The sequence below is a fragment of the Streptomyces sp. Ag109_O5-1 genome (assembly GCF_003814875.1).
GTDB lineage: Bacteria > Actinomycetota > Actinomycetes > Streptomycetales > Streptomycetaceae > Streptomyces > Streptomyces sasae.
This window is the reverse complement of the sequence record NZ_RKQF01000001.1, coordinates 3,721,053-3,744,742: the sequence shown is the minus strand read 5'-3', so window position 1 is coordinate 3,744,742 and position 23,690 is coordinate 3,721,053. Positions and strand designations below refer to the sequence as shown.

The window sequence follows — 23,690 nt, the reverse complement described above, 5'->3', positions numbered from 1 at the left end:
TGCTCTCCGACCACCACCACTTGCCGTTGAGGTCGTACATGGTGATCGGATCGACCGGGTAGCCGTAGGCGTTCGCGCCGCCGCCGGTCACCGGATCGGGCTGGAGGAAGCGGCCGGTGGCCGTGTCGTAGGCCCTGGCTCCCATCAGGGTCAGCCCCGAGAGCGTGTCGCCGGACCGCTGCCGGGCGCCCAGCCAGTCGTAGCGGGCGGATCCGGCGCTCGCGCGGGGATTGCCGTACTCGTCCGTGTCGAGCACGGTCGGTGCCTTGGAGGTGTCCAGCGGCAGCTGGAGCGCCACGTCGCCGTGGATGTCGCTGAGCTGGAGGACGGTGTCCCCGGTCTTGCCGGTGGTGGCGGCGAGCTCACCGCCCAGCGCCTGGACGTTGCGGGTGACCGTTCCGGTGGCGGTGTCCTCCACGACCCAGCTCGGCCGGTCGCAACCGCAGTCGTAGTGGTTCACCTTCGACTGGGTCTGGGTCCAGGTGCCCGAACTGTTCGACTCCACCGTCCAGGAGCGGATCCGCATGGAGCCGTCCAGCTTCCAGGTCTGGCGCTGGGAGCCCACCGTTTCCTGCTGGATGCGGTCGTTGTTGTAGTAGCCGAGGGTCACGCCGCCGGGCTTGGCGGTGGTGCGGCCGAAGGCGTCGTAGACGTAACCGCTGTCGACCTGGCGGTCGGCGCTGTCGTAGGCGTAGGTGGTGGTGGTGCCTCCCGTGGTCGGGCAGTCCGTACCGGGCGTGCCGGTGGCGGTGGTCAGGCTCTTGCGGTTGGAACGGGTGTCGAAGGTGTAGGTGCGGTTGGTGCAGACCGTCTCCGCGGTGTCCTGGACGGAGGTCAGTCGGCCGATGGCGTCGTAGCCGTAGGCCTGGTCGGAGATCTGCGCGTCGGAGACCACCTGGCCGTGTACGGACCGCGTGGTGGTGTCGGACTGCACGATCACGCCGTCGCTGTCGCGGGTGTAGGTGCGGTCGACCGGGGTGGCCGTGGGGTCCGGTGTCTGCTTGAGGCTGTATCCGCCGGGCAGCTTCTCGCCCACGAGGATGCCGTCACCGTCGTAGGACGCGGTGAACGTACCGGCCACGGAGTCCACGGCCCTGGTCACCAGACCGCGCGGCTCGGCCGTGTGGTCATAGCTGTACGTCACCGTGGACGGGATGTTGTTGCCGGTCTTCACGATTCGGTTGAGCAGGTCGTACTCGGTGGTCGTGGTGCCGCCGTCCGCGTCGGTGTAGGAGACGACCCGGCCCAGCTTGTCGAACACCGTGGTCAGGGTCCCGCCGCTGGGAGACACGCTCCTGGTCTCCCGGCCGGACGCCGCGTCGTACTCGGCCATGGTCTCCGGTGCGGCCTGGCCCACTCCGCCGGTGGTCCTCACCGAGTTGATACGCCCCGCGGCGTCGGTGCCGACGGCGGTGGTGCGGGTAGGAGAAGTACGGCGGGCCGGCCTCCTGCTTGGTGCCGGTGCGCGGCCGGTAGTTGTAGGTGACGACCAGCTTCGGCGGATTCGACGCGGCGTTGGCGGAGTTGACCCGCTTCCACTGCGCGAGCACGCTCTCACTGGCGGCGCGCAGGCCCAGATGGCCGCGGGTGGCCTTGGCCGAGGCCCACTCCTGTACCAGGGTGGTCACGTCGGCGTTGATCCAGCCGTCCGGCTGGGTGGAGCAGCCGGAGTTGCCGGTGGTCTCGGTGGACGTGGCCTTCGTCGCCGTCCAGGCCGGCTGCGACGTCCACCGCGAGGACGTGGAGGCCGCGCCGGCCGACCCCACCTCCCACGGGTAGGCCTTGCAGTCGGTGTTGCCGGAGTGGAAGTTCCACAGGCTGAGCTTGGCGCTGGAGACCAGCGCGTCCTGGATCGGCGTGGTGTTCCAGGAGATGAAGGACCGCGCGATGCGCGGGGTGCCGTCGGCGTTGGTGGTACCGGGGTTGCCCAGGTCCAGCTCGGTGTCGGCGGACCAGTCGACGGTCTCGCCCTGCTGGACGTAGGTGTCGAAGACGTTGGACAACGAGGAGGTGGACGGGTCGACCGTCACCGGGAACCGGGTCTGCGGATCGGCGAGGAACTTCGCGTCCGGAGTGACCACCAGGTCGACCCCGGAGCCCTTCTGGACCACCTTCAGGCCGACCCTGGCCCGGTTGGTGTGCTCGCCGGAGCGCTCGTCGACGGTGGCGTCCCACATCACCGGAGCGGGCATGACGGCCCGCTTCTTGTTCTTCCCGTCGGTGAACTCCACACTGCCGTCGGCGAGTTGCTTCGCCTTCAGCCCCTTGGCCTGCAACGGCAGCGTGTAGGAGTAACCGCCCGAGCCGGGGCGCCGCTTGATCTCGACGAACTGCTCGAAGCCGGTGCGCGTGGCCTCCACGACCACGTCCGCCCCAGGTACGGCGTTGACGTACTGCGCGCGGGTGCCGTCCAGTTGGGGCTGCGGCAGACCGCCCTTCCACTGGAGGGTGATCTGCTGGTCGCCCTCGCCCAGCGTCACCAGGTCGGTGGCCCGGGCCTCGCGCGCCGCCGCGAGCGACTTCGCGGGCGTCCCGGTCCGTCCGGCCAGTCGCAGCCCGCCCGGATGCGCCTTGGGCTCCACGGCCCCGCCCTCGCCCTGCACGAGGTCCAGGTCCACGGGGCGCCACACGCCGGTGACCCCGTCCCTGAACCGAACCGGCCCGGCGGCGAGTTCGGTGGTGAGCGAACCGTCCCTGTTCGCCCAGGTCGTGGAGGTCTCTGTACGCTCGGACAGTGCCTCCACCCGCTTGCCCGACAGGCGGGCGGCGACGCGCGCCGACGGGATGTCCGCCGCCTGTGTCACCGCCGCCTTCTTCGGCGCGTCCGCGGTCTCGGAGGGAGTCGTCGCCGCGGAACTCGCCGCGTCGATCAGTGTGACGGCCATGGCCAGGGCGACACCGCCCGCTACCCAGCGGACACTTCCCCCGGACCACGACCGCCCGCGCCACTGGGGCACGGGTTCTGTGAACCGTCATGATTCACCGGCCTCTCGGTCTCCTTTACCTAACCCATGTGATGACAAAGAGAAGGTATGTGAGAGGTGAAGAGCTGAAAGGGTGTCAAGGTCACAGCAAGTGGATGACGTGGGCCCGCAAAGTGACGTGATCTGCGTCACTGTCGCATGGGATCGGTTTTTTGCTGGGTCCACGACGGGCGAGCCGTCCGTATCCGGCGCCGTGCCACCGGCCAACCGCCGGACACGCTCGCGTACTTGGGCACGGTCATCGCCGCCACGTCCCGCTTCCCGCCCGTGGCAGGGGCGTCGACCAGCCGGGAGACGGTCGGGTCGTCGGCCAAGCACGGGCGCAGGCGCCGATTCCGGCAGCTCATCTCCGGCATGCCGACCGGCAGGCTCCGCGCTCGGCTGACCTCCATGGCCGACGCCACAGGTATCGCGATCATCGCCGTGGACCCGGCCTGCACCAGCAAGTGGGGCGCCCAGCACTGGCAGAAGCCGATGGCCGTCCGCACCCGCAAGACCACCCGGCACGATGCGGCGAGCATCGCGATCGGACGACGAGCCCAGGGACACCTGATCCGGACGGGGGCACCTCCCAGGCTCTCAAGGCACTGGGGGAGGACGGCACCGCCCCGTGCACACCGGAGCGATGTGCACGGGCATCGGACCGTCCAGGCCGACCGTTGTGCCCCTCGGCGTGAGGGACCCCGCCCCTGCGTCCCCGGACCACGGACCACGGACCACGGACCACGGACCACGGACACGATCCCTGCCGCCGGACGCGGCGAGTACGCGGGCAACCAGGACATCCAAAGCCGTTCGGGGTGCTCGCAGGGACCGGGTAGGGGTCCAAGACCCACTCCTGCTCACTGATCAGGAACGGTCAGCTGAAGACCACGGTCCGGTTGCCGTGGATCAGGACGCGGCCCTGGCAGTGCCAGTTGACGGCGCGGGCCAGTGCCAGGCGTTCGGCGTCGCGGCCGACGGTGACCAGTCGTTCGGCACCGCAACGGTGATCGACCCGGATGATCTCCTGCTCGATGATCGGTCCCTCGTCCAGGTCGGCCGTGACGTAGTGGGCGGTCGCGCCGACGAGCTTCACCCCGCGCCGGTGGGCCTGGTGGTACGGCTTGGCTCCGGCGAAGCTCGGCAGGAAGGAGTGGTGGATGTTGATGGCCCGGCCTTCCAGCCGCTTGCACAGGTCGTCGGAGAGCACCTGCATATAGCGGGCGAGGACGACCAGGTCGACGTGGTGCTCCTCGACCAGGGCCAGCAGCCGGGCCTCCGCCTGCGGTTTGGTGCCGGCCGTGACGGGGACGTGTGCGAAGGGCAGGCCCTCGGCCGCCGCAAGCGGCTCCAGGTCGGGGTGGTTGGAGACCACCAGGACGATCTCGGCGTCCAGGGCGCCGCTGCGCCACCGGTAGAGCAGGTCGGCCAGGCAGTGGTCGAACCTGGACACCATCACCAGCACCCGCGGCTTGACCGCGGCGTCCCTGAGCTGCCAGTCCATCCCGAACTCGGCGGCCACGGGCGCGAACGTGTCCCGCAGCCGGTCCAGGGAGACCTCGGTGCCGGGGGCGGCGAAACTCGTGCGCAGGAACACGATGCCGTGGTCCGGGTCATCGAACTGCTGGTGCTCGGTGATGTCACAGCCGTGCCCGAGCAGGAACGACGTCACGGCGTGCAGGATGCCGGGGCGTTCCGGGCAGCTGAGGGTGAGGACGAACTCGTTCTTCATACAGGGCTCCTCAGCGGTATTCCGTGCAGGCGTCGACCAGCCAGGCGGCCAGGTAGGAGGCGAACGAGGAGCGGACCAGCAGCCGGACACCGGAGGCCGCCCCGTCGTGCACCACGAGGGTCACCGGGGCCTGGGCCAGCAGCGTGGTCAGACAGGAGCCGGCGGGCGTCACTCGCGGATCCAGGTCGATGGCACAGCCCTGGGCCAGGACCGTGCGGACGAGGTCTCCGGACAGGGCCAGCGTGGTGCGCTGCGCCGAGACGTCGGTGACGGTGGCGAACTCGTCACCGATGGCCGAGCGCAGTCGTGCGAGCAGGTCGTCCTGCCGGCCGTCCGGGGCCACCAGCAGCCATTCGTCCGGCCCCATCCACAACACCTCGACGTCACCGGAGAGTTCGGCACGCAGCGGGCCGGGCAGGGTGACGCCCAGGCAGGACTCGACGGCCTTCGCCGCGGCGCCGCCGGGCTGCACACGGAGGGTGAGCTGGGTCAGGCAGGGCAGTTCCCGCACCTGGAATCCGGCCGGCGACTGCGCGAGGCGGTCCTGCCACTCGGCCAGCGGACTGAAGCGAGCGGGTGTCTCAACCGTCACGGCGAGCTCCCTCCTTGTCGAAGAGCACGGGGTCGGTCACGGTCACCGGGACGGCGCGGCCGTCCAGCGGGACGTAGAGGGTCTCGCCGATGCGCCGGGTTCCCGAGCGCACCAGGGCCAGGGCGAACGTCCGCCGCAGGGCGTCGCTGCGGTAGCTGGAGGTGACATGGCCCAGCATCGGCACCGGGGGCTCCGGGATGTCGCTGGTGGCGATGATCTGGGCGCCTTCGGGAAGCAGCACGCGCTCGTCGGCCGGCAGCAGGCCCACCAGCTGCTTGCGGTCCTCCCGCCGGTTCTCCGCGCGGCTGAAGGACCGCTTGCCCACGAAGTCCGGCTTCTTCTTGGACACGACCCACGACATGCCCAGGTCCTGCGGGGTGACGGTGCCGTCGGTGTCCTGCCCGATGATCGGGTAGGCCTTCTCGGCACGCAGCACGTGCATCGTCTCGGTGCCGTACGTCGTGAGGCCGAACCCGCTGCCCGCCGCGCAGAGGGCTTCCCACACCGTGATGCCGTACCAGGCGGGCACGTTGATCTCGTAGGCGAGCTCACCGGAGAAGCTGATCCGGCACACCCGCGCCGCCACCCCGGCGACGCTGGTGTCCTGCCACGACATGAAGGGGAAGGCGTCGTTGTCGACGTCCAAGTCCGGTGCCACCAGGGCCAGTACGTCCCGGGAGCGGGGGCCGACCAGGGGGATCGTCACCCAGTGCTCGGTGACGGAGGTGAGGTGCACGCGCAGGTCGGGCCACTCCGTCTGCAGCCACTCCTCCATCCATTCGAGGACCTTGGCCGCGTTACCGGTGGTGGTGGTCAGCAGGAACTCCTGCTCGGCCACCCGGATCACGGTGCCGTCGTCGATCGCCATGCCGTCCGCGCCGCACATCACGCCGTAGCGGACCCGGCCCACCTTCAGGGTGCTCATCAGGTTCGTGTAGAGCCGGTCCAGCAGTACACCGGAGTCCGGGCCCTGCACATTGATCTTGCCGAGCGTGGAGCCGTCCATCATCGCCACGCCGGTACGGGCGGCCCGGCACTCGCGCAGTACCGCCTCCTCCATGGTCTCCCCGGCCCGCGGGTAGTACCAGGGGCGCTTCCACTGGCCGACGTTCTCGAACAGGGCACCGTGCTCGACATGCCAGGGGTGGATCGCGGTCACCCGGACCGGGTCGAACAGTTCCCCGCGGTTGCGGCCCGCGAGGGCGGCGAAGGAGACCGGCACGGCGGGCGGCCGGAAGCGGGTGGTGCCGAGGTCGGCGACGTCCACCCCGAGCGCCTCGGCGACGATGCCCGAGGTCATCACGCCCGAGGTACGGCCCTGGTCGTGGGCGGTGCCGATGGTGGTGTACCGCTTGACGTGCTCCACCGACCGCAGGCCCGCCCCGGTCGCCCGCAGTACGTCGGAGACGGTCGCGTCGCGCTGGAGGTCGACGAACTGCACCGCGCCTTCCGGGCTGTCGTCAGCGTCCTGGGGGCTCGGCACCCGCCAGAGCACCCGGGTCGGCGCTCCGCCCGGGAGCGGGGCGGTGGCCGGCGGGGCGGTCTCCGGGCCGGTCCTGCCGATCGCGGACAGGGCCTGCCGGGCCGCGTCCACTCCGTCCGTGAGACAGCCGGAGAGCGTGAACGTGCCGCCGGCCGCCCCCGCCGTACGGACGTTGCCGGGCCCGTCGGCGGGGACGAAGGCGCCGATCCCGGCGTCGTAGCGCAGGGTGCCGCGGGCCTGGCTGAACAGGGCCACCGCGGGGTTCCAGCCGCCGGAGACCAGCAGCAGATCGCAGTCGACGCCCTGCCGTTCGCCGAGGTTCCCCTGGTCGAACGGGGCGACATGGGCACGGGTGACATGCTCGATGCCGCTGGTGCCGGTGACGACATGGCCCGCGCGGATGCCGATGCCACGCTCGGCGCAGGCGGTGCGCCAGTGCTCCGGCACCTCCTCGCGTACGTCGACGACCGCGGCGATCCGCACGCCCGCGTCTGCCAGTTCGAGGGCGGCCGGGTAGGCGCTGTCGTTCGTGGTGAAGACGACGGCCCGCGAACCGGGCAGGACACCGAAGCGGTTGAGGTACGTGCGGGCCGAGCCGGCCAGCATGATCCCGGGGCGGTCGTTGTTGTCGAAGGCGACCGGACGCTCGTAGGCACCGGTGGCGTACACGATCTGCCGGGAGCGGATCCGCCAGATCCGCTGCCGGGAGACATGGGCGGGCGCGGCGGCACCGAGGTGGTCGGTGCGCTTCTCCAGGGCGAGGACGAGTCCGTCGTCGTAGTGGCCGAAGGCGGTGGTGCGCGAGAGGACCTGTACGTCGGGGTTGTCGGCGAGTTCGGTGAGGACCTCGTCGACCCACGTGAGAGCCGGTGCTCCGTCGATCAGTTCCTGGCTGCCGAGCAACGACCCGCCCGGCTCGGGGAGTTCGTCGACGAGGACGACCCGGGCTCCGGTCCGGGCGGCGGCCAGCGCAGCGGCCAGTCCTGCCGGGCCCGCGCCGACGACCAGGAGGTCGCAGTGGGCGTGCATGGTGTCGTAGCGGGCGGTGTCCGGCTCGGCGGCCAACTTGCCCTGACCGGACAGCCCCCGGGCGACCAGGCCGTCGTACAGCTCCAGGGTGGTGGCCGTGAGCATGGGCTCGGGGAAGGGCGCCTCGATCTGCACGAGCGCGTTGGGCTCTTCGGCTCCGGCGGCCAGGATCCCGCGCGGCCGGCCGTACTTGATGCCGTCGGCCACGTGGTGCACGCTGTTGGCCAGCAGGGCCGAGGCGAGGGTGTCGCCCGGGTGCCCGGTGTAGGCGGTGCCGTCGAAGGTGAAGGAGAGGGCGGTGTCACGGTCGACGCGACCGTGGCCCGGGGCGCGGAAGGGGGTGTTCATCGGCTGGCCTCCTGGCCCTTCGCGGTGCTCGTGATGGCAGGGCGTTCGGCGCCGGCCTGGTAGACGGCGAGGACCTCGTGGGTGACGGTGTCGCGCACGGCGTTGAACCAGCGCCGGCAGCCGGCCGAGTGCACCCAGCGTTCGGCGAACGGGCCCTTGGGGTTGTCCCGGAAGAAGACGTACTGGGCCCACTGCTCGTCGTCGAGCGCGTAGGGGTCCTCGGGGTAGGCGATGTGCGCCTGACCGCCGTAGTGGAACTCGATCTCCTCGCGGTCACCGCACCAGGGGCAGGTGATGAGCTGCATGCCGGTACTCCTCGCTCAGTGGGCCACGGCGGCGGCGCCGTGCTCGTCGACCAGGGCACCGGTGGTGAAACGGTCGAGGGTGAAGGGCGCGTTGTAGGGGTGCGGTTCGCCGGTGGCGACGGTGTGCGCGAAGCACCAGCCGACGCCCGGTGTGGCCTTGAAACCGCCGGTTCCCCACCCGCAGTTGAGATAGAGGTCCTCGACCGGCGTCAGGCCGACGATGGGGGAGGCGTCCGGGGTGGTGTCGACGATGCCGGCCCAGGTGCGCAGCATGTGGGCGCGGGCGAAGACGGGGAAGAGCTCCAGGGCGGCGGCCATCTGGCGCTCCAGGATGTGGAACGCGCCGCGCTGGCCGTAGCCGTTGTAGCTGTCGATGCCGGCGCCCATGACCAGTTCGCCCTTGTGCGCCTGGGACACGTACACATGCACGGCGTTGGACATCACCACGGTCGGGTGCACCGGTTCCAGGAGCTCCGAGACCAGCGCCTGGAGGGGGTGGCTCTGCAGCGGCAGCCGCAGTCCGGCCATGGACGCGAGGACGGAGGAGTGACCGGCCGCCGCGAGCGCGACCTTCCCGGCGGCGATGTGGCCGCGGGTGGTCTGTACGCCGCGCACCCGGCCGTCGACGATGTCGAGGCCGGTGACCTCGCAGTCCTGGATCAGGTCGATGCCGTACGCGTCGGCCCGGCGGGCGAAGCCCCAGGCCACGTAGTCGTGCTTGGCGATGCCCGCGCGCGGCTGGTAGGTGGCGCCGAGCACCGGATAGCGCACGTCCGGCGAGATGTTGACGATGGGACAGACCTTGGCGACCTCGTCCGGCTCCAGCCACTCGGCGTCGATGCCGTTGAGCTGGTTGGCGTAGACCCGGCGCTTGCTGTCGCGGATGTCCTGGAGGGTGTGGGCGAGGTTGAGGACGCCGCGCTGGCTGAAGAGGATCGGATAGTCGAGGTCCTCTTCGAGGGTCTCCCAGAGCTTGAGGGAGTGCTCGTAGATGCCGGAGCTCTCGTCCCACAGGTAGTTGGAGCGAATGATCGTGGTGTTGCGGGCCATGTTGCCGCCCGCGAGCCAGCCCTTCTCCAGCACGGCGACGTTGGTGATGCCGTGGTTCTTGGCCAGGTAGTAGGCGGTGGCCAGGCCGTGCCCGCCGCCGCCGACGATGACGACGTCGTACGACCGCTTGGGGGCGGGGTTGCGCCAGAGGAACTCGGGGTGGTCGGGCAGGTCGGCGCCCGGTGTGGCGGGGGCGGTGTCGCGGTGCATCACTGGGCAGCCTCCTCGGCCACGAACTGCGGTTCGCCGGCCGCCGGTTGCGGGGCGACGGGGTACAGCGGGAAGCGGTCGGTGAGGACCTGGACGCGTCGGCGCAGCTCCGCGGCGACCTGGTCGTCGAAGCCGGGCAGGAAGGCCGTGGCCACGATGTCGGCGACCTCCGTGAACTCCGCCGCGCCGAAGCCGCGGGCGGCCAGGGCCGGGGTGCCGATGCGGACACCGGAGCTGACCATCGGCGGGCGCGGGTCGAAGGGGACGGCGTTGCGGTTGACGGTGATGCCGACCCGGTGCAGCCGGTCCTCGGCCTGCTTGCCGTCGAGTTCGGAGTGGCGCAGGTCCACCAGGACCAGATGCACATCGGTGCCGCCGGTCAGCACGCTGACCCCGGCCGCCTTCGTGTCCTCGGCCAGCAGCCGCTCCGCCAGGATCGCCGCGCCCTCCAGGGTGCGGCGCTGCCGGTCCGCGAACTCCGGCTGGGCGGCCATCCTGAACGCCACGGCCTTCGCCGCGACGACGTGTTCGAGCGGGCCGCCCTGCTGGCCGGGAAAGACCGCGGAGTTGATCTTCTTGGCGAGTTCGGCGGTGGACAGGATCACCCCGCCGCGCGGACCGCCGAGGGTCTTGTGGGTGGTCGTGGTCACCACATGCGCGTGCGGTACGGGGGAGGGGTGCAGACCGGCGGCGACCAGGCCCGCGAAGTGGGCCATGTCGACCATCAGGTAGGCGCCGACCTCGTCCGCGATCCGGCGGAACTCCGCGAAGTCGAGGTGGCGGGGGTAGGCCGACCAGCCGGCCACGATCAGCTTCGGCCGGTGCTCGTGGGCGAGCTTGCGGACCTGGTCCATGTCGATGCGGTGGTCGTCCTCGCCGACCTGGTAGGCCGCCACCTTGTACAGGCGGCCGGAGAAGTTGAGCCGCATGCCGTGGGTGAGGTGGCCGCCGTGCGCCAGGTCGAGGCCGAGGATGGTGTCGCCGGGCTGCAGCAGGGCGGCCATCACGGCCGCGTTGGCCTGGGCGCCGGAGTGCGGCTGCACATTGGCGGCCTCGGCTCCGAACAGCGCCTTGATGCGGTCGATCGCGATCTGCTCGATGGCGTCGACGTGCTCGCAGCCGCCGTAGTAGCGGCGGCCGGGGTAGCCCTCGGCGTACTTGTTGGTCAGGACCGAGCCCTGGGCCTGCATGACCGCGAGCGGCGCGAAGTTCTCGCTCGCGATCATCTCCAGGGTGCCGCGCTGCCGGGCCAGCTCCGCGTCGATCGCCGAGGCGATCTCGGGGTCGAAGTCACCGAGCTGTGCGCTGAGAACCGCGGAACGGGCCGCGTGCCGGCCGGGGGCGTGGGCAGTCATGAGAACTCCTTGAAGACCTGAAAGACCTGAGAGACCTGAAAGGTCTGAAGATCTGGAGACCGACTGGAAGGAGACTGATATATCAACCTGCTGTTGCGATACGCTAAGAGGACGGATCGGCCCGCGTCAAGGGAGGGTTTCGCGTGACTTCGTCGACCGTCGCTGGTCAGAGCGCAGCTGGTCAGGGCGCTGGAACACTCGCCGATCAGGCCTATCGCGCCATCTCGGACCGCCTGGTGACCCTCCAGATCCGTCCCGGAGAGCCCATCAACGACGAGCGGATCGCCGCCGAGCTCGGCTTCGGGCGCACTCCTGTCCGGGAGGCCCTCAAGCGCCTGGAGCACGAGCGCCTTATCGTGGCCTACCCCCGGCGCGGGACCTTCGCCACCGAGGTGCAGATCGCCGACCTCGGGCACATCTCGGAGGTCCGCAGAGAGCTGGAGCCCCTCGCCGCGGGCCTGGCGGCACAGCGGGCCGGCGAGGCCGACCGCGCCGTCCTCGACGGGCTGCTGGCCCACCTGGCGGACGCGTCCGACGCCGGTGCCGACCTGATCCGGCTCGACATGACCCTGCACCGTGCCATCTACGCCGCGACCCGCAATCCCTACCTCGAAGACACGCTGATCCGGTACGACAACCTGGCCACCCGCATCTGGTGCCTGTTCCTCGACCGCCTGCCGGGCCTGGCGGGCCACGTACACGAACACGGCCCCCTGCTGCGAGCCATCATGGAGGGCGACACGGAGAAGGCGGCGGCGCTGGCCGACGAACACGTCAAAGGGTTCGAGGCGGCGATCCGCAGCGTGATCTGAGCGGCGGACGCCATCGGGCCCTGCTCACCACGTACTTCAGCGGAGTACGGACGCAGGAGCGGCCGCGGAGCGTCTGGGGCTGCCCTTCAGCACCTACCGGCGCCATCTCACCGCCACGATCGAACGGCTCACCGACCGCCTGTGGCACCGCACCACGAACTCCACGGCGACGTGGGCGCGTTGCCGTTCCCGGAGCCGACCGAGTCAGCCGAGTCGGCCGAGCAGACCGAGCAGACCGAGCAGACCGAAGAGACCGAAGAGACCGAAGAGACCGAAGAGACCGAAAAGGCCGGGGGCCGAGCCCGGTCGGCCTCGACGTCGGCACGATCATCGCGGACGCGCGGAGACCGGCCGGGTCACAGCAACTCGACGAGCGCCTTCGTGAACTGGTCCGTCGTCGCCGTGCCGCCGAGGTCCGGGGTGCGCAGTCCGGTCGTGGACAGGAGCGTGGCGATCGCGTCGGTGACGGCGCCGGCCGCCTCGGGGTGACCGAGGTGGTCGAGCATCATCGCGGCGGACCAGATCGCACCGAGCGGGTTGGCCGTCCCGCGCCCCGCGATGTCGGGGGCCGAGCCGTGCACCGGCTCGAACATGGAGGGGAAGTCCCGCTCGGGGTTGAGGTTGGCCGCGGGGGCGATGCCGATACTGCCGGCGATCGCTGCCGCGAGGTCGCTGAGGATGTCACCGAAGAGGTTGGAGGCGACGACGACGTCGAAGCGGCCCGGGTCGAGCACGAACTTCGCAGCCAGCGCGTCGATGTGCTCCTGGTCCCACGCCACCTCCGGGCGCAGGGCGGCGCGCTCGGCGACGAGCTCGTCCCAGAAGGGCATCGTGTGCACGATCCCGTTGGACTTCGTCGCCGAGGTCAGCCGGCCGGACCGGCCCGCGGCCAGCTCGAACGCGTAGTCCACGATCCGGGTGACGCCCTTGCGGGTGAACACGGCCTCCTGCACGGCCGTCTCCTCGGGCAGGCCGCGGTACAGCCGGCCGCCGATCTCGCCGTACTCGCCCTCCACGTTCTCCCGTACGACGACGAAGTCCACGTCGCCGGGCCGGGCCTCGCGCAGCGGACTCGGTACGCCCTCGAAGACGCGGATCGGGCGCAGGTTCACATACTGCTGGAAGCCGCGCCTGATGGGGATCAGCAGGCCCCACAGCGAGACATGGTCCGGGACCCCGGGGTAGCCGACCGCGCCGAGCAGGATCGCGTCGTGCCCGCGGATCCGGTCCAGGCCGTCGGGCGGCATCATCGCGCCCTCGGCGAGGTGGCGCTCGCAGGACCAGTCGAAGGTGTCGTACGTGAGCGCGATGCCGTGGCGGGCGGCGACGGCGTCCAGCACCCGGCGGGCCGCGGGGACCACCTCGGTGCCGATGCCGTCGCCGGGGATCAGGGCGATGCGGTGCTTCTCCATGAGAGGGATTGCAGCAACGGTTCGTGCGGCGCGTCCAAGACCGGCTGCCCATGTGCCTTATAGGCCACCCTTATAAGGGAGTCGTACCCTCCGTCAGCGCCGTGCGCAGGAACGCCTCCGCCGCCGGGGTCGTCGCGCCGTGCCGGCTCACCAGCGTCACTCGCAGGCTGGTGCGCGGCTCCAGGTCCAGTACCCGGACGCCCGCCTGCCGGGCCAGCTCCCGCCAGGCGTCGGTGACCACCGCGAGGCCCGCGCCCGCCAGGACCAGCGGCAGGATCGCCACCCGGTGCTCGGTCTCCACGGCGAGCGTCACCGCTACCCCCTCGGCGATCAGGTCGTCGACGTACCGGCGCATCCCGGTGCCTTGCTGCCCGACGATCAGCCGGTGCCCGGCCAGATCCTTCCTGTCCACGACGGTCGCGTCCGGGGCGAACGGGCCGTCCGGGGGCGCCAGCAGCACGAACCGCTGCTCCGGGAGGGGATGGGCGCGGACCTCCGTGTCCGGGGGCGGGTGCGGGGCGGCCAGCAGCCCCAGTTCGGCCACGCCGGTGCGCACCATCTCGGTCACGTCCCGGGGGGTGAAGGCGGCCCGGACGGTCACCGACACACCCGGATGCGCCCGATGGAAGCGGCTGATCATCCCGGTGAGCGGAGCGACGGCCTGGGACGGCATGGCCGCGATCTCCACCCGGCCGGTGCGCAGCCCGTGCACCGACTCCACGCTCGCGCGGGCCAGTTCCAGGCTGCGGACCGCGGTCCTGGCCGGCTCGACCAGGGCCGTACCGGCCTCGGTCAGGACGACCCGGCGGCCGATCCGGTGGAACAGGTCGCTGCCCAGGTCCCGCTCCAGGGCCCGGATCGCCTGGGACAGCGAGGGCTGGGAGAGGTAGAGCGCGGTCGCCGCACGGTTGAAACTGCCGTGGTCGACCACCGCGAGGAAGTACTCCAGCTGCCGGACATCCATGGTGCCGCCTTCCCTCGCCCGCCCGCCCGTCCCCGTCCGCCGATAGGCCGTGCCTATATGCATTGTCGGCCACGGGTCTTGGACGGGCCCGCCCCCGCACTGCTGGGATCGCACCATGAACAGTCTGCTGCCTGCCTCGTTCGCCCGGCACACCGTCGCTGCGGAGGACGTGCGCATCAACACCCGCGTGGGCGGGGAGGGGCCGCCGGTCCTGCTGCTGCACGGCTATCCGCAGACCCACGCCCTCTGGCACATGGTGGCCCCGCGGCTGGCCGAGACCCACACAGTGGTCCTCACCGACCTGCGCGGTTACGGCGACAGCGACAAGCCGCCGTCGGACGCCGGGCACACCCCGTACGCCAAGCGGGTCATGGCCCGCGACCAGCTGCTGGTCATGCGGGAGCTGGGCTTCGAGCGGTTCGCGGTGGCCGGGCACGACCGGGGCGGGCGGGTCGCCCACCGTCTGGCGCTCGACCATCCGCGGGCGGTCTCCGCGTTGGCGGTCCTGGACATCGTGCCGACCCGCCACGCCTACCGGCACGCCGACGCCGACTTCGGGCGCGGCTATTACCACTGGTTCTTCCTGACCGCGGGCAACGACATCCCCGAGCACCTGATCGGCGGCGACCCCGAGTTCTGGATCCGGGCCCGGATGGGCGCCCGGCACCACGGCGGCACCCCCTTCGACCCGGACGCCCAGGCCGAGTACGTGCGCTGCTTCTCCGACCCGGCGGCGATCCACGCCTCCTGCGAGGACTACCGCGCGGCCGGCTCGATCGACCTCGTCCACGACGAGGAGGACGCGGCGGCCGGACGCCGACTCACCCAGCCGGTGCTGGCGCTCTGGGGCGAGCACAGCTTCGTCGGCCGCCACTACGACGTACCGGCCGTCTGGTCCGAGTACGCCGACGACGTACGGGGCGCGGCCCTGCCCTGCGACCACTACGTCCCCGAGGAGGCCCCGGAGGAGACCCTCGGCCACCTCCGGGACTTCCTCGCGGCTCACGACAGGCCCTGACTCCAAGGAAGTTGGCGCAGGGCGGCATGGACCAGGCCGAGCATCCTGGACTTCATGTCCTCGTGCCCCGCCGGCCAGTCCGCCATCGGCACGTGTGCCGGCGCCCCGGCGGACAGTCCGGGCAGCCGTCCCACGGACAGCAGCGACAGGAAGCCGCCGTACGAGGCGCCCGTGACGAACACCTTGTCGGGATCGGCCACGCCCTCCGCGACCGGCCACCGCACCGCCGCCTCGATGTCCTCCAGCTCCCGGTCGCCGATGGCCGGCATGAACCCCTCGCGGAAGCGCCGCCCGAAGCCCCTCGAAGAGCCGCCCCGGTCCCGCGACTTCCGGGTGACCGTCGATGCCTCCGGGCGCCCGGCGGGCCTGCGTGCCGTTCGCCGCCGCGCACCGCGAGGAATTGCGGGCCGATGTACTGATCGCCTCCGACGGACCGCGCCTGGACGCGGCGACACCCACGCTCTTCCTCGGCGCCCGCGGCGGCGTCCAGATCCTGCTCGACGCCGACCTGCGACCCGGCTCCCACCACTCCGGCAACTGGGGCGGGCTTCTGCGCAACCCGGCCACCACCCTGGCCGCGGCCGTCGCGAGCCTCGTCGACGGGCACGGCCGCATCCGGGTACCGGAGTTGCTGCCGCCCGAACTCCAGGATGCCGTACGGCAGTCGCTCGCCGGTGTCACCGTCGCGAACAGCCCCGGCGGCCCGGTCCCCGACGGCGGCTGGGGCGACCCCTCGCTCACTCCCGCCGAACGCCTCTACGGCTGGAACACTCTGGAGGTGCTCTCGATCGGCGCCGGCGACATCGACCGGCCGGTCAACGCGATCCCCGGCCGCGCCCGGGCCGTCCTCCAACTCCGGTACGTCGCCGGTACGGACGTCGGCCGCGTCGGCGACGTCATGGCGGCACACCTCGCCCGCGCCGGCTTCTCCATGGTCGACGTGACCGTCACCGGGCGGTTCGCGGCCGGCCGTACCCCGCTCGACGACCCGTGGGTCGGCTGGGCCAGGGCTGCCCTGGAACAGGTGGCGGAGCGGCCCGTCGCCGTCCTGCCCAACATTGGCGGCTCCCTCCCGCACGCCGTCTTCACCGACGTCCTCGGCCTGCCCGCGCTGTGGCTGCCGTTCGCCGTCGGGCTGCTGATCGGACCGGTGGGCTACTTCGTCCGCCGGTACGTGGAGGAGTCCCCGGCGATGGCGGACAGCGCGCCGCAGCGGCCGTCCGTCGTGCTCGCCGTCTTCCGGGACCACTGGGGCGGGCTGCTCGTCGCGGGCGGGATGCTGGTCGTGTCGACGGCGTTGAACTTCATCCTCCAGTACCTGCCGCCCTTCGGGATCAGGGAACTGGGCCTGGACGACTCGCTCTCGTACGTCGCCCTGTTCGTCACCGGCGCGGTCCTGACCGTCGGCACCCCCGTGGCCGGACTGCTCGCCGACCGCCACGGCCGCGTCCGCATCATGCTCCCGGCCGCGCTGCTGATCGGCGCCGCCGCCGTGCCCCTGTTCGGCTGGCTCACCGAGGCGCCGTCGTTCCTCACCCTCACCCTGTGCATGGCGGTCCTCGGCCTCCTCAAGGCCGCGTACTTCGGGGCGCTCCCCTCGGTGATGGCGGACATGTTCCCGGCCGAAGCGCGGGCGACCGGTCTGTCCTTCAGCTACAACACCGCGGTGGCGGTCTTCGGCGGCTTCACCCCGACGATCGCGGCGACGCTGGTCACCGCGACGGGCTCGCGGATCGCACCGTCGTACTACCTGCTCGCGGTCGCCCTCCTCAGCGTGACGGCCCCGCTGACGGGCGCCCGCCGGTACGGCGTGCGCTAGTCGCCGGGCAGTCAGCCGCGCCGCGCGGTCGCGTAGGTGCGTTCCACAGCATCACATCGCTGGAGATCCACTCGACCGACGACCCGGACACGGCCATCGCCGACTGGAGCGTCACCGGCCGCGTGCTGGCCAACGGGAACCCCTACAACGTGAGTTACGCGACGTTCGTGACGTTCAAGGACGGCAAGGCCGCCAAGTACCGCGAGTACTGGAACCCACTGGCGTTCCTCAAGGCGCTGGGCGGCGAGAGCTTCTAGGGGCTTCTAGTGGCTGTCCGTCGGGGCTCCTCAGGCCGCCGGCCTGAGGAGCCCCGACTCGTAGGCAAAGGTCACCGCCTGGACGCGGGCGCGGGCGCCGATCTTTCCGAGGACGTTGCTGACATGGGTCTTCACGGTGGTCGGGGCGATGGACAGCCACTGTGCGATCTCGGCGTTGGACCAGCCGGAGGCGACGGCGACCAGGACGTCCCGCTCGCGTTCGGTGAGGGCGCCGAGCCCCGAGGGGCGGGGGAGGGGGCGGACGGTGTGCTGCTCGCGGACGGCGTCGATGAGCGCCCGGGTCAGACCGGGGGTGATGACGGCGTCCCCGGCGGCCACCACCCGGATGGCCGCGGTCAGTTCGGCCGGGTCGGCGTCGTTCAGCAGAAAGCCGTCGGCGCCCGCGCGCAGGGCGGCCCAGGCGTCCGCCTCCCGGTCGGCCGCGGTCAGCACCAGCACCCGGGGGGTGAACGCCTCCTCTCCGGTGAGGCCGGCGAGGTCGGTGAGGCCGGGGGCCCGGCGGGCGGGGCGGGGCGGGCGGGCGAGGCGTCGGATGGTCTCGATGCCGCCCGCCCCGGACGGCTGGCTGTCCATGAGGACGACATCGGGGCGGAGCGCGGCGCTCGCACGGATCGCCTCGTCCCCGTCCGCCGCTTCCCCGACGACCGTCAGGCCGGGCTCGGCGGTGAGGAGCATGCGCAGGGCGAGGCGCTGGAGGGATTGGTCGTTGACGACGAGTACGGAGACGATGCCTGTCTTCTCCATGCGAGGTCCGTTCCGTGCGGGGTCCGTTCCATGCGAGGTCCGTTCCGTGAACGAAACGGTTTCGTTCACATGCTACGCCCACTCCCGCGCCGCCGGGAGACCGCCCCGCTGTTACTTGGCCCGCACCAGTCCCGGCAAGAACCTGGTCGCCGCCTTCGAGCGCACCCGGGTCGAGGGCGTGATCTCCGCGTCGGCCTCCCGGCACGCCGTCACCACCATCACTTCGACGGAGTGGCGGCAGATCAACCGCGTCACCAACACCCCGCAGGCCGCGGTCAACAACGGCGTGATCGTGAAGCTGGGCGCCGGATCGGTCTGGACGGTCACCGGCACGTCGTACCTGACGAAGCTGGTCGTCGACGCGGACGCGACGGTGCAGGGGCCGACGGGCCGGACCCTCACCCTCACCGTCGACGGCACGGCGACCGCCCTGACCCCCGGCGCCACCTACACCGGCGCGCTCACCCTCACCCCTGCTTGAGCGCGGCCAGCGCGATCCGCTGGGCCACTGGGTTCATCTCCTCGCCCTTCGCGTCGGTCGAGCCGACCGAGTAGACGAGGGTCCGACCCAGGTCGCGGGTCCCGGCGATGACGGAGCTGTAGCCGTACCGGGCACCCGACTTGAGCCAGTACACCCGCCCCTGGTACGCGAACCGCTGCAGCCCGGCACTGTAGGTGGCGCCCTCGATGTGCGCCGGGACCGTGAACATCTCCTCCAGCTGCGGTCCCGGCGGCACGATCCGGCCCCGGAAGAGGGAGGTGAGCAGCCGTTCCAGGTCGGCGGTCGTGGAGATCATGTCCCCGGCCGCGAACCGGTCCGCCTGGTTCCACTCCGTGACGTCCACGAACCCGGTGGTCCCGTCGGCCTTGGTCACCTTCTGGTAGCCGTGGTTGTGCGGGCCGCGGATCCGCGGGTCGGTGCCGGGGAAGTAGGTGTCCCGCATCCCGGCGGGGCGCAGCACCAGCCGGGTCGCCTCGTCGGCGTACGACCGACCGGTCACCTTCTCGATCAGCAGCCCGAGCACCGTGTAGTTGATGTTGAGGTAGTCCTGCCGGGCGCCCGGGGCGAACTCCGGCCCCTTCGCCACCGCCGACCGTACGACCTGCTCCGGGGTGAGCGTGTCGAAGCGGTGCGCGTACTGCGCCTCGAAGGAGTCGCCCCAGCCGTCGCCGGCCTGGATGCCGCTGGTGTGGTTCAGCAACTGCCGTACGGTGATGGGCCGGAAGGCCGGGGTGAACAGTCCCGGGAGGTAGCGCTGGACGGGCGCGCCGAGGTCGATCCGCCCGTCCGCCGCCAGCCTCAGCACGGCCGCCGCCGTCACCACCTTCGTCGTCGAACCGGCCCGGAACCGGGCGTCCGGGTCCGCCGCCCGGCCGCTCGCCAGATCGTGCACGCCCGCGCTGCCCCGCCAGACACCGTCGGTGCCGCCCACCCGGACGAGCGCGGCGGTGGCGTCCGCATCGGGCAGCCCGGCGATCGCGGCGCGCAGCGCCTCGGCGTCCGGGCCGGTGGTGCTCTGGCCGGCGGCGGGGGCCGATGCCGCGGTCGCGGCGAAGGCGGGTGCCGCCAGCGGTCCGGCCGCGAGGGCCAGGACGAGGGAGGCGGCGAGAGCGGTGCTCCGGGTGCGGACACGCATGCGTGAGCTCCTCAGAAGGCGATCGGTGAAGGGGATGTGATCATCTTCCGGGGGCGCGGCGGCTCCCGGATCGTCGGCGAGGAGGGTGTGTGCCCCGGAGCCGTCACCCAGCAACTGACTCTGAAAATGGGGGAGTTGACAAGGGTCTTCCCCTAGGGGCGGTGAGCGCCGCAGAACTCCGGGGCGAAAAAGTGTTATCCCGGAACCCCTCACTCCGTCTCCACCCTGTGATCCCCGACATTGCCCACGCCACCGCCCCGGCTGAGAGGGTGCGGTTATGAGGACGGACGTGCACGTGCGGCAGTGGCATGCCACCATCGCGGCCGCGCAGACGGGCGACCGGCGCGCGCTGGACGAACTGGTCGAGGGCTGGCTGCCGCTGGTCTACAACGTCGTCGGCCGCGCCCTCAACGGTCACGCCGACGTCGACGACGTCGTCCAGGAGACCATGCTGCGTGCCGTCGGCAACCTCGGCACCCTCCGCGACCCGGACAGCTTCCGGTCCTGGCTGGTGGCCATCGCCATGCGGCAGATACGGGACCGGGCCCGCCGCAGACAGGAGCGGAAACTGGACGAGACGGTCCCGGACGGGGGTGTCGACTTCGCCGAACTCACCGTGCTGCGACTCCAGTTGGAGGGGCAGCGGAGGGAGGTCGCGGAGGCGGTGCGCTGGCTGGACCCCGAGGACCGGCAGCTGGTGTCGCTGTGGTGGCTGGAGGTCTCCGGTGAACTCACCCGGCGCGAGCTGGCATCGGCCGTCGGCATCAGCCGGCAGCACGCCGCCGTACGCGTCCAGCGGATGAAGGAACGGCTGGAGGTCTCGCGCGGCATCGTGCGCGCGCTGGAGGGGGCCTGTCCGGAGCTGCGCGAGCTGACCGCCCGCTGGGACGGGCGGCCCGACTCCGTCTGGCGCAAGCGGCTGGCCCGGCACATCCGGGGCTGCGGCTACTGCGGCGACACCCGCGAATCCGTCGTACCGGCGGACCGGCTGCTGGTCGGGATCGCCCTGGTACCGGTGCCGGTGGGCTTCACGCTGTCGCTGGCCCTCGGCGGCAAGACGGCGGTGGCGGCCACCGCCGCGACCTCCACCGGGTGGTCGGCGAAGGTGCTGGGCGCGCTGACCAAACCGGCGGTCGCGGTGACGGCGGGGGCGACGATCGTCGCGGGCGGCGCGTATGTCGTCGTACAGACGCCGGGGGATCCCGCACCGCGTACGGGGGTGTCGCCGACGGCGGTGGTCACGAGTGCGCGGCCCGCGGCGCCGGGGCCGACCACCACCGCGCCGTCCCCTTCGGTCTCGCCGTCCGCCTCGCCGTCCCCGTCTTTGTCGGCCTCGGCGAGTGCGGGGGGCTACGGCTCGGTTGTCGACGCGGTGGACAAGGCGCCGGACCCGGACACCAGGCCGGGCGCGCTGCCGCACCGGCCGGAGGCCGGGATCACCAGTACGGGCGGTGCGCACGCCGTCATGAACCACCGCGGGGACAGCGTGACCCTCAGCGGACAGGGCTATGTGCTGGTCCGCTGGCAGATCTCACCGCAGTACCGGGCCGGGAGCCTGGTGATGCCCTCCTGGACCGGGTTGAAGGGGAAGCTCTTCCATGTGGCGTCCGGGGGCGGGCGGCGCATGGACGACCGGGTGAGCACGACGGACACCTCCGCGACGGGGATGGGCAACTCGGCGGTGGGGTACGCGGTGTTGCCCTCCGGCGCTCAGCAGATGTGGCAGAACGAGTACTACTACGTCGACGGAAGCGTCACGCTGACCGTGAACGAGCGGGGGGCGGACTACGGTCTGAGCGTCTTTCCCTCGTCGTGGGACGCGGCGGCGAAGGACGTGCTGTACGGGCCGCCGGACGGGGCCATCCGGTACGGGCTGGTGCGGGACGACGGGAAGGATTCGGCGCCGGTTCCGCAGTACGTGACGCGGAAGACGCCGAGTGACGCCTCGACGGTGCCTCAGCGGTCGGCCGTGTAACCACGCAGCGCGTTCAGCACGTCCACCCTGTTCGTCGTGATCGAGTCGACGCCCGTCTCCAGGAGGCGGCGCATCGAGCGGCGGGTGTCCGGGGTCCAGCACGAGACCAGGTAGCCGCTGCGGTGCACGTGTTCCGTGAGGGCGCGGTCAAGCAGGCTGAAGCGGTAGTTGAGGTAGTGCGGGCGGATCGAGGCCAGCAGCACCGGGCGGGCCGGGGCCAGGGTCGTGCGGGTCAGGGCGATCTCGGCGGCCGCGTCGGCCGCCCGTACCGCCAGCATCGACGGGGCGTCCCCCGTGTAGTACACGCGGTCCGTCGCACCGCACTCCCGGGCCACGGCCACGATCCTGGCCACCGCCCGCTCGCTCGGCGCACCGGGCAGGTCGATCATCACCCGGCCGCCCTCCGTCGCCGCGAGCGCCTCGGCGAGCGTCGGGACACCGCCCGCCGTCAGCCCACGCACCTCGTCGGCCGACAGCGCGGTCAACGGGCGGTCGTGCCCCCACAACCGCTTGAGCGTGCCGTCATGCAGCAGGACGGGGACGCCGTCACGGGTGAGGCGTACGTCGGTCTCCACCGCGTCCGCGCCCAGTCGGAGCGCGGAACGCAGGGAGTCGAGCGTGTTCTCGCGGAAGCGGTAGGGGTCGCCGCGGTGGGCCACGGCGGTCACGGTCTGCATGAGCCCATGTTCTCAGGGGCGGGCCCGAGCCCGGGCCGGGGCGCGGACAGGGGTTTCAGGGGGCGAGCCACGCCTTGGTGTAGGCGTCGATCTCGGTCGAGATCCTGGCCTTGCCCGACTCGTCCAGGAACGACGCCTCCACCGCGTTCTTGGCGAGGTCGGCGATGCCGCGCTCGTCGAGGCCGAGGAGGCGGGCGGCGACCGCGTACTCGCCGTCGAGGTCGGTGCCGAACATCGGCGGGTCGTCGGAGTTGATCGTGACCAGGACGCCGGCGTCCACGAAGTCCTTGATCGGGTGTTCTTCGAGGGCGCGGACCGCGCGGGTGGCGATGTTGGAGGTCGGGCACACCTCCAGCGCGATGCGGTGCTCGGCGAGGTGCGCCAGGAGCTTCGGGTCCTGGGCGGAGCTGGTGCCGTGGCCGATGCGCTCGGCACGCAGCTCGACGAGCGCGTCCCAGACGGTGCCGGGGCCCGTGGTCTCGCCGGCGTGCGGGACGGAGTGCAGGCCGGCCGCGATGGCCCGGTCGAAGTACGGCTTGAACTGCGGCCGGGGCACGCCGATCTCGGGGCCGCCGAGACCGAAGGAGACAAGACCCTCCGGGCGGATCCGGTCGTCGGTCGCCAGCCGTACCGTCTCCTCGGCGGCCTCCAGACCCGCCTCGCCGGGGATGTCGAAGCACCAGCGCAGCACCGTGCCGAACTCGGCCTCCGCCGCCTTCCGCGCGTCCTCGATGGCGTCCATGAAGGCCCGCTCGTCGATCCCGCGCCGGGTGGACGAGAACGGTGTGATCGTCAGCTCGGCGTAGCGCACCTGCTGGCGGGCCAGGTCGCGGGCCACCTCGTAGGTGAGCAGCCGGACGTCCTCGGGCGTGCGGATCAGGTCGACGACCGACAGATAGACGTCGATGAAGTGGGCGAAGTCCGTGAACGTGAAGTAGTCGGCCAGGGCCTCGGGGTCGCTGGGGACCTTGGAGTCGGGGTGCCGGGCGGCCAGTTCCGAGACGATACGGGGGGAGGCGGAGCCGACGTGATGGACGTGCAGTTCGGCCTTGGGCAGCCCGGCGATGAAGGCGTGCACATCACGCAGGGCGGCGGTATCGGTGTGGCGGTCGGTCAAGGGTTCCTCCCCGGAACGGCGCGGGCCGCCTACGGCGGGGTACGGCCGTGGGGTCCTGCGCGGTGATCGGCTGATCGGTGACTCGGGGTCATCGTAGGCCGGGCCGGGATGCGGCGGGGTGCCGGGCCTTAGCATGACGGCGGCATACGCGCAGGAGAAGGGGACAT

Annotated in this window: 17 protein-coding genes and 3 pseudogenes; 7 read left to right on the top strand and 13 right to left on the bottom strand. The window is 71.6% G+C overall.

Going from position 1 to position 23,690, the window contains the following annotated elements:
• Nucleotides 1-22: 22 nt before the first annotated feature.
• A pseudogene (locus EDD90_RS16895) lies at nt 23-2,885 on the bottom strand (DNRLRE domain-containing protein); the annotation flags it as partial.
• A gap of 411 nt (nt 2,886-3,296) precedes the next feature.
• Between EDD90_RS16895 and EDD90_RS57345 the strand changes: the two are divergent.
• A pseudogene (locus EDD90_RS57345) lies at nt 3,297-3,834 on the top strand (hypothetical protein); the annotation flags it as partial.
• Nucleotides 3,835-3,843: 9 nt separating this feature from the next.
• On the opposite strand, the gene purU reads toward EDD90_RS57345, so the two are convergent.
• From purU to glyA, 5 genes and pseudogenes are all read right to left on the bottom strand, one after another.
• On the bottom strand, nt 3,844-4,698 hold the full coding sequence (gene purU, locus EDD90_RS16885; RefSeq protein ID WP_123973814.1) for a formyltetrahydrofolate deformylase: 855 nt from the start codon (nt 4,696-4,698) through the stop codon (nt 3,844-3,846).
• A gap of 10 nt (nt 4,699-4,708) precedes the next feature.
• On the bottom strand, nt 4,709-5,290 hold the full coding sequence (locus tag EDD90_RS16880) for a sarcosine oxidase subunit gamma (RefSeq protein WP_123973813.1): 582 nt from the start codon (nt 5,288-5,290) through the stop codon (nt 4,709-4,711).
• Nucleotides 5,280-8,455: pseudogene (locus EDD90_RS16875) on the bottom strand (sarcosine oxidase subunit delta family protein). The gene EDD90_RS16880 and the pseudogene EDD90_RS16875 overlap by 11 nt, the downstream one beginning before the upstream one ends.
• Nucleotides 8,456-8,470: 15 nt before the next feature.
• Nucleotides 8,471-9,715: a sarcosine oxidase subunit beta family protein gene (locus EDD90_RS16865; protein ID WP_123973810.1), complete on the bottom strand. Its 1,245-nt coding sequence runs from the start codon at nt 9,713-9,715 to the stop codon at nt 8,471-8,473.
• Nucleotides 9,715-11,070 (bottom strand): serine hydroxymethyltransferase, encoded by a 1,356-nt coding sequence (gene glyA, locus EDD90_RS16860; protein ID WP_123973809.1) that lies wholly within the window; start codon nt 11,068-11,070, stop codon nt 9,715-9,717. The genes EDD90_RS16865 and glyA overlap by 1 nt, the downstream gene beginning before the upstream one ends.
• Before the next feature lie 143 nt (nt 11,071-11,213).
• Between glyA and EDD90_RS16855 the strand changes: the two genes are divergently transcribed.
• Nucleotides 11,214-11,882, top strand: coding sequence for a GntR family transcriptional regulator (locus EDD90_RS16855; RefSeq protein WP_123973808.1), 669 nt, complete (start codon nt 11,214-11,216; stop codon nt 11,880-11,882).
• A 356-nt stretch (nt 11,883-12,238) separates the two neighbouring features.
• Here EDD90_RS16855 and EDD90_RS16850 read toward each other — a convergent pair whose 3' ends face one another.
• Together EDD90_RS16850 and EDD90_RS16845 are read right to left on the bottom strand one after the other, a co-directional pair.
• On the bottom strand, nt 12,239-13,294 hold the full coding sequence (locus EDD90_RS16850; RefSeq protein ID WP_123973807.1) for a tartrate dehydrogenase: 1,056 nt from the start codon (nt 13,292-13,294) through the stop codon (nt 12,239-12,241).
• A gap of 70 nt (nt 13,295-13,364) precedes the next feature.
• Nucleotides 13,365-14,258: a LysR family transcriptional regulator gene (locus EDD90_RS16845; protein WP_123973806.1), complete on the bottom strand. Its 894-nt coding sequence runs from the start codon at nt 14,256-14,258 to the stop codon at nt 13,365-13,367.
• A 115-nt stretch (nt 14,259-14,373) separates the two neighbouring features.
• On the opposite strand from EDD90_RS16845, the gene EDD90_RS16840 reads away from it, so the two are divergent.
• Nucleotides 14,374-15,276: an alpha/beta fold hydrolase gene (locus EDD90_RS16840; protein ID WP_123973805.1), complete on the top strand. Its 903-nt coding sequence runs from the start codon at nt 14,374-14,376 to the stop codon at nt 15,274-15,276.
• Here the strand turns inward: EDD90_RS16840 and EDD90_RS57340 are convergent.
• Nucleotides 15,261-15,731, bottom strand: coding sequence for a S9 family peptidase (locus tag EDD90_RS57340; protein ID WP_260327899.1), 471 nt, complete (start codon nt 15,729-15,731; stop codon nt 15,261-15,263). The two genes, EDD90_RS16840 and EDD90_RS57340, sit on opposite strands and share 16 nt — an antisense overlap.
• On the opposite strand from EDD90_RS57340, the gene EDD90_RS16830 reads away from it, so the two are divergent.
• Together EDD90_RS16830 and EDD90_RS57335 are read left to right on the top strand one after the other, a co-directional pair.
• A complete protein-coding gene (locus EDD90_RS16830) occupies nt 15,620-17,095 on the top strand; it encodes an MFS transporter (RefSeq protein ID WP_123973804.1) in 1,476 nt (491 codons plus the stop codon). The two genes, EDD90_RS57340 and EDD90_RS16830, sit on opposite strands and share 112 nt — an antisense overlap.
• A 122-nt stretch (nt 17,096-17,217) precedes the next feature.
• Entirely contained in the window at nt 17,218-17,352 is a 135-nt protein-coding gene (locus EDD90_RS57335) for a nuclear transport factor 2 family protein (RefSeq protein ID WP_260327898.1), read from the top strand.
• A 30-nt stretch (nt 17,353-17,382) separates the two neighbouring features.
• Here EDD90_RS57335 and EDD90_RS16825 read toward each other — a convergent pair whose 3' ends face one another.
• A complete protein-coding gene (locus tag EDD90_RS16825) occupies nt 17,383-18,102 on the bottom strand; it encodes a response regulator transcription factor (RefSeq protein ID WP_123981322.1) in 720 nt (239 codons plus the stop codon).
• 130 nt (nt 18,103-18,232) lie between these two features.
• Here EDD90_RS16825 and EDD90_RS16820 point away from each other — a divergent pair, with 130 nt between their 5' ends.
• Entirely contained in the window at nt 18,233-18,598 is a 366-nt protein-coding gene (locus EDD90_RS16820) for a hypothetical protein (protein ID WP_123973803.1), read from the top strand.
• Here EDD90_RS16820 and EDD90_RS16815 read toward each other — a convergent pair.
• Nucleotides 18,585-19,754 (bottom strand): serine hydrolase, encoded by a 1,170-nt coding sequence (locus EDD90_RS16815; protein ID WP_123973802.1) that lies wholly within the window; start codon nt 19,752-19,754, stop codon nt 18,585-18,587. The two genes, EDD90_RS16820 and EDD90_RS16815, sit on opposite strands and share 14 nt — an antisense overlap.
• A 277-nt stretch (nt 19,755-20,031) precedes the next feature.
• On the opposite strand from EDD90_RS16815, the gene EDD90_RS16810 reads away from it, so the two are divergent.
• A complete protein-coding gene (locus tag EDD90_RS16810; protein WP_123973801.1) occupies nt 20,032-21,729 on the top strand; it encodes an RNA polymerase sigma factor in 1,698 nt (565 codons plus the stop codon).
• Here EDD90_RS16810 and EDD90_RS16805 read toward each other — a convergent pair.
• The gene (locus tag EDD90_RS16805; protein WP_123973800.1) at nt 21,711-22,406 is read right to left on the bottom strand and encodes a glycerophosphodiester phosphodiesterase; all 696 of its coding nucleotides are present in this window, start codon (nt 22,404-22,406) and stop codon (nt 21,711-21,713) included. The two genes, EDD90_RS16810 and EDD90_RS16805, sit on opposite strands and share 19 nt — an antisense overlap.
• Nucleotides 22,407-22,461: 55 nt before the next feature.
• Entirely contained in the window at nt 22,462-23,658 is a 1,197-nt protein-coding gene (locus EDD90_RS16800; RefSeq protein WP_123973799.1) for an adenosine deaminase, read from the bottom strand.
• Between the last annotated feature and the right edge of the window lie 32 nt (nt 23,659-23,690).

Coding starts and splice junctions, on each gene's coding strand:
- purU (WP_123973814.1), bottom strand. CDS start 4,698: ATGAAGAACGAGTTCGTCCTCACCCTCAGCTGCCCGGAACGCCCCGGC.
- EDD90_RS16865 (WP_123973810.1), bottom strand. CDS start 9,715: ATGCACCGCGACACCGCCCCCGCCACACCGGGCGCCGACCTGCCCGAC.
- glyA (WP_123973809.1), bottom strand. CDS start 11,070: ATGACTGCCCACGCCCCCGGCCGGCACGCGGCCCGTTCCGCGGTTCTC.
- EDD90_RS16850 (WP_123973807.1), bottom strand. CDS start 13,294: ATGGAGAAGCACCGCATCGCCCTGATCCCCGGCGACGGCATCGGCACC.
- EDD90_RS16845 (WP_123973806.1), bottom strand. CDS start 14,258: ATGGATGTCCGGCAGCTGGAGTACTTCCTCGCGGTGGTCGACCACGGC.
- EDD90_RS16840 (WP_123973805.1), top strand. CDS start 14,374: ATGAACAGTCTGCTGCCTGCCTCGTTCGCCCGGCACACCGTCGCTGCG.
- EDD90_RS16830 (WP_123973804.1), top strand. CDS start 15,620: ATGCCTCCGGGCGCCCGGCGGGCCTGCGTGCCGTTCGCCGCCGCGCAC.
- EDD90_RS16815 (WP_123973802.1), bottom strand. CDS start 19,754: ATGCGTGTCCGCACCCGGAGCACCGCTCTCGCCGCCTCCCTCGTCCTG.
- EDD90_RS16810 (WP_123973801.1), top strand. CDS start 20,032: ATGAGGACGGACGTGCACGTGCGGCAGTGGCATGCCACCATCGCGGCC.
- EDD90_RS16805 (WP_123973800.1), bottom strand. CDS start 22,406: ATGCAGACCGTGACCGCCGTGGCCCACCGCGGCGACCCCTACCGCTTC.
- EDD90_RS16800 (WP_123973799.1), bottom strand. CDS start 23,658: ATGCTAAGGCCCGGCACCCCGCCGCATCCCGGCCCGGCCTACGATGAC.